Raw genomic sequence first — 7,852 nt, 5'->3', positions numbered from 1 at the left:
CGCTTAGGGGAAGTTCCAACCAAACCCCTTCTCGCTCCACCATCGCCGAGTCGGGAGCCAGTGCCATCAACTGCCGGAGGGCGGTATTGGTGCGTTGCTTCGCCCGCTCCTCTATATAGCGACCGAGTAGCACAAAGGAGACGATCATCCCCACCACGTCGAAGTAACTATTGCCAAAGAGGTCGCCACTCTCCACCTCGCCGAGTGCCAAGTAGCGTACTAGGCTAAATAGATAGGCGGTGAGCGTACTCATACTGATTAGCGTATCCATCGTGAAGGAGGCGTGCCGTAGTTGCTTCCATGCCCGCAGATGGTAGTCGCCTGCCGACCAGAGGAGTATTACCGTAGCAATCACCGCATTGATCCTCAGCACCCACGCCGAGGAAATACCCCAATGCCCCCCATACATACCCACCACCATGGCGATGATAGCAAGCAGCACCGTAACGATCAACCGCCGTCTCAAAGCCTTCAACGCACGGCTCTCCCCCTCCTCACGGATCGCTTCCCGTTTGCTCGCCTCAGCCTCTATCAGCATATCATACCCGATGCTTCGGACAATCCGTTGTAGCTCCTCGGGCGAAGTCACTTGGTCGTCATAAGTAACAAGTGTCCGTCCCTCCATCAGATTGACCGATACCTCCTGCACCCCACTTGCCTTGCGGAGTGCCCCCTCCACCGTAGCTACACACCCCGCACACATCATGCCGGTGACTGTAAACTGTCTCTCTATATTCATCTCTCTTTATTTTTTTGATTACGCTTGCAAGTTACTGATAATTCCCCGCAATCCATTTGCATTCTCATACTTCGTGATATTGAACAGACACAATAACAGTAATAGATTAACAGAATTGTATCGTCAATATTAACCTATTGAAATAGTAGTACAGTACATTTGCAGGCAGATATTAGCGAATAATAATAGGTATATGTTTAGAAGAATTGCTCTACTTGGTCTGCTACTTATAGCACTATTCACTTACGCATCTGCACAAATGGTTCCCATAACTGGGAGGATTATCAGCACGGCAAATAAAGAGGCCATTCCAGATGCCACTCTATTCGTGGTGGGGACGAACCCTCCTATCGGAATAACAACAGATGCCCATGGAAAGTTTTCAATCACTGCCCCTGTAGGACGACATAACCTCCGAGTCAGCTGCATTGGATATGAAACAAAAGAGATAGAGATCGTCCTCACCGTGGGTCGATCGGAGTACCTAGAGCTCTCTCTGGAGCCTGCCTCCTACACACTAGACGGAGTAGAAATTGTCCGGATCCACGATAAAAGCCGCCCCATTCAGCCACTGCTCTATGCTGGTGCTCGTAGCTTTAGCGTAGAGGAGGCTGACCGCTATGCAGGGACGTTGGGAGATCCAGCACGTATGGTACGAAGCTTTGCTGGTGTGATGCCTATCAATGACTCACGAAATGAAATAGTAGTTCGCGGTAATTCGCCTTTGGGAGTACAATATCGTATGGATGGTATTGAGATCCCTAATCCCAACCACTTCAATGCAGGTATTGGTATGACGGCAGGGCAGGTAACAGCACTCAATATGAACTTAGTGACCAATTCCGATTTTATTATGGGTGGGTGGCAAGCATTACAAGGAAATGCCCTAGCAGCCATCTTTGATCTCAATCTTCGAAAAGGGAACCCACACCAGCATCAGATGCGCTTTCAAATGGGTTACAATGGTCTGGAATTGATGAGCGAAGGTCCTATTGACAAGAAGAAGCTTACTTACATTGCCTCATATAGGTATTCGATACCAGAACTAATGAGCTACGCTATGAAGCTATTTAACAAAGAGATGCCCACGGTACCCAAGTATCAAGACCTCACCACAAAACTCCATTGGCAACTAAATGACGAGCATCAATTATCGCTCATCGCATTGATGGGGACAAGCGGAATAGATATCCAATTGAGCAATCTTAACTCTGGTTCGACGGTAGAGGTGGAGGAGACTAGCTTTGACCAATTAATAAAGCTAAGGAGCCAACTGGCAATGGTCGGGCTAACCTACCAAGGGCAACTTAGCCCGCAGACCGACCTCAAAGCAACACTCTCATGGAACTACAATAAGGTTGATATGAAGGTAGATACGGTAATGCTCCCTAAAACGAGTGATTGGAAAATGATTTACCTAGATAGAAGCCGAGAGCATAAGCTTTCAGTGACAGCCGATATACACCACCGTTTCAGATCACAGCGTGACCAAATCTACGCCGGGCTAGTACTCGACTATTATCTCCTCAATGCTTACAACCTCTCCTCTGAGTATCCCTTTCCCCTCAATGACCTGCGGTCAGGCTTTGGTCTCATAAGAGCGTATGCACAATATCAGCACCTTTTTTCAGAGAGAGTATCAAGTACTATAGGGTTACATAATATGTACCTACCACTTAATGGCAGCTACTCAGTAGAGCCCCGTGCAGGACTTGAATACCGGATAGGCTCTCAGCACACACTCGGGCTATCAGGGGGGCTGTATGCTCAGCTACCACCCCATACATTCTTTTTCGTGAAAGATAGCACTAGAGAGCTTGATCCCTTCAGTCACAGCTTAGGCTTCTCTAAAAGTTGGCACATCAACCTATCTTATAGCTATCAGTGGAATAGTGATTGGAGATTGAAGTCTGAGCTCTACTATCAAAGCCACTTTGAGATACCTACAGAGGACCATGCCTATGGCACCTCTTTACTTAATTATGGAGCTGGGGAGAATAATATGGAGCGGATCCCTGGACTTACGAATATTGGCAAAGGACGAAACTATGGTGTGGAGCTGACTCTTGAGAAGTATTTTAGCCACAATTACTTCTTACTCATCTCTGGGACGCTATACCGTTCGCTCTACACCGACCCCATACTTCAGCAAGAGTTCAGCACGGCATTTGATGGGAAGTACATCCTTAATATCACTGGTGGCATTGAACATCCCTTCAATAAGAAATGGACGCTATTCGCTGCTCCACAGGTGGCTCTAGCAGGGGGACTTCGGTATACGCCAGTGGACGAAGCCAAGTCTATTGCACAGCATAAAATTACCTACCAAAGAGACCAGTGGATGGCACACCAGCTCCCCGCATATCTACGCATAGATACTCGATTTGGGCTCCGTCTCTACGGGCCAAAGGCTACGCAAGAGTGGGGAATCGATCTTGTCAATATCACCAATCGCAAAAACGTTGCTGCCAAGATGTATGATGTCGATAGGCAGAGGTACGTTACACAATACCATTTCACCTTCTTCCCAATGATCACTTATCGAGTCAACTTCGAAGTACCATCCAAATAGACTTCTAGAAAGGTCTAAGTGATGATTGCCTTTTTCTCCAACTTGTAGGTATCTCTGGAAAAAGGTAACTTTGTAGATATTGTATATAATATCGAATAAGTAATGATCCAAGAAGATATAAATAATATTGGTACACACTACTCCTCGCCTAGAGCCGAAGGGTTTGCTGCCAACCGCAAAAAGAAACTTAGCGTCTCCGACTACCTCCGCGATCTTCCAGAGGGGTGCAATAGCGAGGAGTTTGTAGAGGTGCAATTCAAGAATACACGCAAGGGATACTTCCTCAATAGCCTGGCACTAGACCTCCACAAGGGGGATATGGTTGCGGTAGAGGCATTTCCCGGCCACGACATTGGAGAGGTAACGCTGACCGGAAAGTTGGTACAAAAGCAGATGGCGAAGGTCAACTACCGCCACCCCAATGGCGAGCCACGCCGCATCTATCGTATTGCCAAGCCCTCCGATATGGAGCGGTATTACGAGGTCAAAGCCCTAGAACAAGAGACAATGATCCGCAGTCGCCAGATCGCCGACGCCCTTGGTCTAGAGATGAAGATAGGCGATGTAGAGTATCAGGGAGATGGGCAAAAGGCCATCTTCTACTACATCGCCGAGGGGCGAGTAGACTTCCGTCAATTGATCCGAAAGCTGGCAGAGGCCTTTCATATCCGTGTGGAGATGAAGCAGATCGGAGCTCGACAAGAGGCGGGAAGGATCGGAGGATTGGGCCCTTGTGGCCGACAGCTATGCTGCTCAGGCTGGATGACTAGTTTTGTATCGGTAGGCACCAATGCCGCTCGTCTGCAAGATCTATCCCTCAATCCCCAAAAGCTAGCAGGTCAGTGTGCCAAGCTCAAGTGCTGCCTTAATTTCGAGGCCGACACCTACCTCGAGGCACAGCAGCAGCTCCCCCACCGTTCCATAGAGCTACGAACCTCCGTTGGCGACTATCGATTTATGAAAGCCGACATCCTAGCAGGTCAGCTCACCTACGTGCCAAAGGCACGTGACCGCCGCGAGGTCTCTGAGCCCATCACCATCTCCAAGGAGCGAGCCCATGAGATCATCGCACAGAATAAAGCGGGCAAGCTCCCCTACAACCTCCAAGGCGATGAGGAGCTAGCACCTAAGGCGACCGTAGAGGAAACGCAAAACGACCTCCTACTGCAGAGTAGCATGAACCGCTTTGACGACGAGCGAAAAGAGCGCAGACAGAGACGGAGCAAGGGCAATAACCGAAGGCAGAAAAATAGAGAGAAGCAAGCAGCTCCCAACGCACAGAGCACCAGCCCCGCTAAGGAGGGTGGCAACAGACGGCGCCGTAGGCGGAATAACAACCGCCAGCCTCAAGCTCAAGCCTCTGAGGGCACCGCACGAAATAGGCGGGACCGAAGAGGTCGCAACAATCGTGACGGGAATCCATCGGACTAAGTAGGTAAGAAGAGCTGCCAAAGGGGATATGAAAGGTGGTGGTATGGCGAGTGCCAAACTTGTAGTCCAAGTGGCATGGATAGTGCTTTGGATAGTGGTCAGCGTTGGCTGTAAGCCCAACGAACCTCGGTACCACTATTTTGAGCAGCTTCCCGATGAGGCGTGGTCACAAGATCAGGAAATATTCTTCAGCACAAGCGACCTCGATAGTACACAATTGTATGATGTAGATCTCGTCCTACGCCTGAAGCGCGACATCCGATACCAGCAACTACCGATAGGGGTTGCTTTCGAGACCCCCTCTCGGCACTTCACCACACGAGTGGTCAATGTACCCTTATCTCACCTTCGGCTAAGGAGTGGAGGTTTTGCGATCTACGAGCAGAGCCTTCGGATAGAGGAAGGCGTGCAGTACCCCGAGCAAGGGGTTTACACCTACAGCGTCCGGCAACTCTCCACCGACTCCATCGTCAAAGGAGTGGTAGAGGTAGGGCTCACAATGACCCCTCGAGAATAATTCACGAGCGACTTAAGGCATAGGCAAGCGGTATGAACGTGGTATTTAGGCAGAGCTTCAAAGGTACCCTCACCAATTTAATCGGTGCGGGGATCGGCTTCCTAAGCACCTTCTTTGTCATCACCCGCCTACTAACCCCCGAGGAGATTGGTCTCACAAGGGTGTTGGTCGAAGCCGCCACTTTGGTTTCGGGCTATGCCCTTTTGGCAACCAATAGCTCCAGCATTCGCTATTACCCCTATTTTCGTACAGATGATGGACGAGATAGGGGTTTCTTTCGTCTGCTACTCACCATTCCACTCCTAGGATTATTGATATTTGGCGGTGCCTACCTCCTATTCAAAGAGCCCCTGGTCGCCTACTTCTCCCCTAAAGGAGGGGAAGAAGACCTCTTCCGGCGGTACTATTATATGGTCCTGCCACTGGTACTCTTCATCCTTTACCAAACCCTACTCGAGGTTTACTGTAGCCTAAAGCAGCGTATAGTATTGCCCAAAGTGAGCCGCGAAGTACTGCTCCGGCTCCTGCTACTCGTGGCATACATCGCTTATGGGATCGGCTGGATCGACTTCGACCTCTTTGTGATCGCCTTTGTGCTCTCCTATGGAGTAATGATGTGTGTCACCCTCTTCTACAGCCTACGGATATCGCCTCAGGCACTTAGCGCACCTATCGAACCCATCACTCCCGACGTGCGGAAAGACTTCCGACGCTACACCCTCTTCACACTCCTGAGTGCTATGGGCAGCAGCATCGTGCAGCGCCTCGACCTCTTTATGGTCTCTGCCGAACTCGGGATGGCATCAGCTGGTATCTACACCATCGCCTTTTATGTGGTGGCGGTAATTGAGATGCCCTCACGCTCGCTCAGTGCCATGTCGTCGCCCTTTGCCTCAGAGGCGATCCACAGTGGCGATACCGCTCGGCTCAATCAGCTCTATCGCCGAGTATCGTGCTATCAGCTATTGGTAGGGGCATTGCTACTACTGGCGATTTGGGTCAATATCGACCTGCTCTTTTGGCTCATTCCCAATGGCGAAACCTATGCACTCGGCAAAGGAGTGGTGCTATTTTTGGGGTTAGGGAAATTAATCGACCTCGCCTTTAGCTTCGGCAATGGCATACTGAGGTACTCCAAGTACTACTTCTGGACCCTCGCCTACACCATAATAGTGGTAGTGGTCACCATCCTGCTCAATCTCTACCTGATCGAGCTCTGGGGAATGGTCGGAGCCGCTGTGGCTACGATGATTACCTTTGGGGTGAGCTACACCTTTCAGCAATTGGTGCTTTGGCGAAAGCTACAAATCACCCCGCTTAGTAGAGAGCTGGTGCGGATTGTAGCTCTCTTTGGGCTATTGATGTTGGTCAATTATCTACTCCCCCACGCAGGGCATCCGTTGCTCGATAGTGTGTGGAGGTCGTTGGTAATTGGTATATTTGGCTGGTGGCTCATGCGTAGGCTAGAGACGTTTAGAGGTCTCGAGGCACAGGTAAAGGAGCTAATCATGGATTTTTGGACTAAGAAAAAAGGAGAGTAAGCGATGAGTGAGGTGGTAGAGAAGCAAGAGGAGAGCAAGCTACAGGCAAAGGGCATCACACTAGTGCCCATGGGAGGAGTAGCAAGTAGAGTACGGACGGTGGCTTCGATGATTTACTTGGCAGAGAAGTATCACCGCCCTCTCGAGATCATTTGGCATACCGACGAAGAGATGCCGGTATCCACAGACCGACTTTTCACCCTTGTCCCCAGACTAGCCACGAAGGAGATCACTTTGAGAGCCTCTGAAACATGGGATACGCTACTAAATATGCCACCCATGATCAATAACCTATACCTCTCCTACCCCATCGTATCACTGAGGTACGATAGAGTACTCTTTGGCAGTCATCTCGCACGGATGATCTCACGCGACCGAGACGAGCTAGAGGCTCTTCTCAAAGATGGAGAGAAGTCCCTACTGATTGCCACAGACCAGAGCTTCGGCAATTATTACGGAATGTACGATGTGCTAGAATCGACCGTGGAGGTCAATAACGTGGTACTCTCCATTATGGCAAGCTGGAAAAATAGCGTGGTAGGAGTGCATATCAATCGAAGAGCCAACTCCCGCTCCACGTTCAACGAATGCCCCATCGAACTATTCATCAAGCGGATGCAAGAGATGATAGAGGCCGATAGAGAGACCAACTTCTACATCGCCACCACCTCCAAAGATGAGCGTGAGCGGCTCGCCACCATCTTTAGAGAGCGCGTCTATGTACCCCACAGCGTTGCCGACCCCGACACACTGAAAGGAGTAATACAATCCCTCGGCGAGCTACTCGCCCTTTCGCACTGCGACCGTATCCTCACCACCCCAGAGAGCAACTACTCCCAAGTCGCTTCAGAGCTCGGCAACGTCCCACTCGAGACCCTCAGCATCTACGCCAATATCTAGCCACCCCCCACCCCTCCCAATTAAAAAGATAGGTGACCAGCCACAGTCACCACCCATCCATCTATCACAGCGTCCGACCTGTCCGACTCGTCCGACTTGTCCGATAAAGATACCCTCCCGCAGAGCCCCCGACAGGGTGCCATTCAGATAGC

7 protein-coding genes are annotated in these 7,852 nt (G+C 50.3%); 5 read left to right on the top strand and 2 right to left on the bottom strand.

Annotated elements, in window-relative coordinates; genetic code table 11:
• Positions 1 to 739, bottom strand: a 739-nt coding sequence (locus tag QVO39_RS02940; protein WP_288171698.1) for a cation transporter, incomplete at its 3' end; no start/stop codon positions are given.
• A 193-nt stretch (positions 740 to 932) separates the two neighbouring features.
• Here QVO39_RS02940 and QVO39_RS02935 point away from each other — a divergent pair.
• The 5 genes from QVO39_RS02935 (at position 933) to QVO39_RS02915 (ending at position 7,700) form a co-directional block, all read left to right on the top strand.
• Positions 933 to 3,311, top strand: a complete 2,379-nt coding sequence (locus QVO39_RS02935; protein ID WP_021902957.1) for a TonB-dependent receptor — start codon at positions 933 to 935, stop codon at positions 3,309 to 3,311.
• 102 nt (positions 3,312 to 3,413) lie between these two features.
• The gene (locus QVO39_RS02930) at positions 3,414 to 4,742 is read left to right on the top strand and encodes a PSP1 domain-containing protein (protein ID WP_021902956.1); all 1,329 of its coding nucleotides are present in this window, start codon (positions 3,414 to 3,416) and stop codon (positions 4,740 to 4,742) included.
• 28 nt (positions 4,743 to 4,770) lie between these two features.
• A complete protein-coding gene (locus QVO39_RS02925; protein ID WP_288171697.1) occupies positions 4,771 to 5,259 on the top strand; it encodes a gliding motility lipoprotein GldH family protein in 489 nt (162 codons plus the stop codon).
• Positions 5,260 to 5,291: 32 nt separating this feature from the next.
• Entirely contained in the window at positions 5,292 to 6,800 is a 1,509-nt protein-coding gene (locus tag QVO39_RS02920; protein ID WP_021902954.1) for a lipopolysaccharide biosynthesis protein, read from the top strand.
• A 3-nt stretch (positions 6,801 to 6,803) separates the two neighbouring features.
• Positions 6,804 to 7,700, top strand: a complete 897-nt coding sequence (locus QVO39_RS02915; RefSeq protein WP_021902953.1) for an O-fucosyltransferase family protein — start codon at positions 6,804 to 6,806, stop codon at positions 7,698 to 7,700.
• On the opposite strand, the gene QVO39_RS02910 is transcribed toward QVO39_RS02915, so the two are convergent.
• Positions 7,647 to 7,852, bottom strand: a 206-nt coding sequence (locus tag QVO39_RS02910; RefSeq protein ID WP_288171696.1) for a hypothetical protein, incomplete at its 5' end; no start/stop codon positions are given. The two genes, QVO39_RS02915 and QVO39_RS02910, sit on opposite strands and share 54 nt — an antisense overlap.

It is taken from the genome of Porphyromonas sp. CAG:1061 (genome assembly GCF_000435035.1).
Lineage (GTDB): Bacteria > Bacteroidota > Bacteroidia > Bacteroidales > Porphyromonadaceae > Porphyromonas_A > Porphyromonas_A somerae.
The sequence above is the reverse complement of the archived record's forward strand: the minus strand, read 5'-3'. Positions and strand labels throughout refer to the sequence as shown.

Excerpts from the sequence above, each read along its gene's own strand:
- QVO39_RS02935 (WP_021902957.1), top strand. The coding sequence starts at position 933 with ATGTTTAGAAGAATTGCTCTACTTGGTCTGCTACTTATAGCACTATTC.
- QVO39_RS02930 (WP_021902956.1), top strand. The coding sequence starts at position 3,414 with ATGATCCAAGAAGATATAAATAATATTGGTACACACTACTCCTCGCCT.
- QVO39_RS02925 (WP_288171697.1), top strand. The coding sequence starts at position 4,771 with ATGAAAGGTGGTGGTATGGCGAGTGCCAAACTTGTAGTCCAAGTGGCA.
- QVO39_RS02920 (WP_021902954.1), top strand. The coding sequence starts at position 5,292 with ATGAACGTGGTATTTAGGCAGAGCTTCAAAGGTACCCTCACCAATTTA.
- QVO39_RS02915 (WP_021902953.1), top strand. The coding sequence starts at position 6,804 with ATGAGTGAGGTGGTAGAGAAGCAAGAGGAGAGCAAGCTACAGGCAAAG.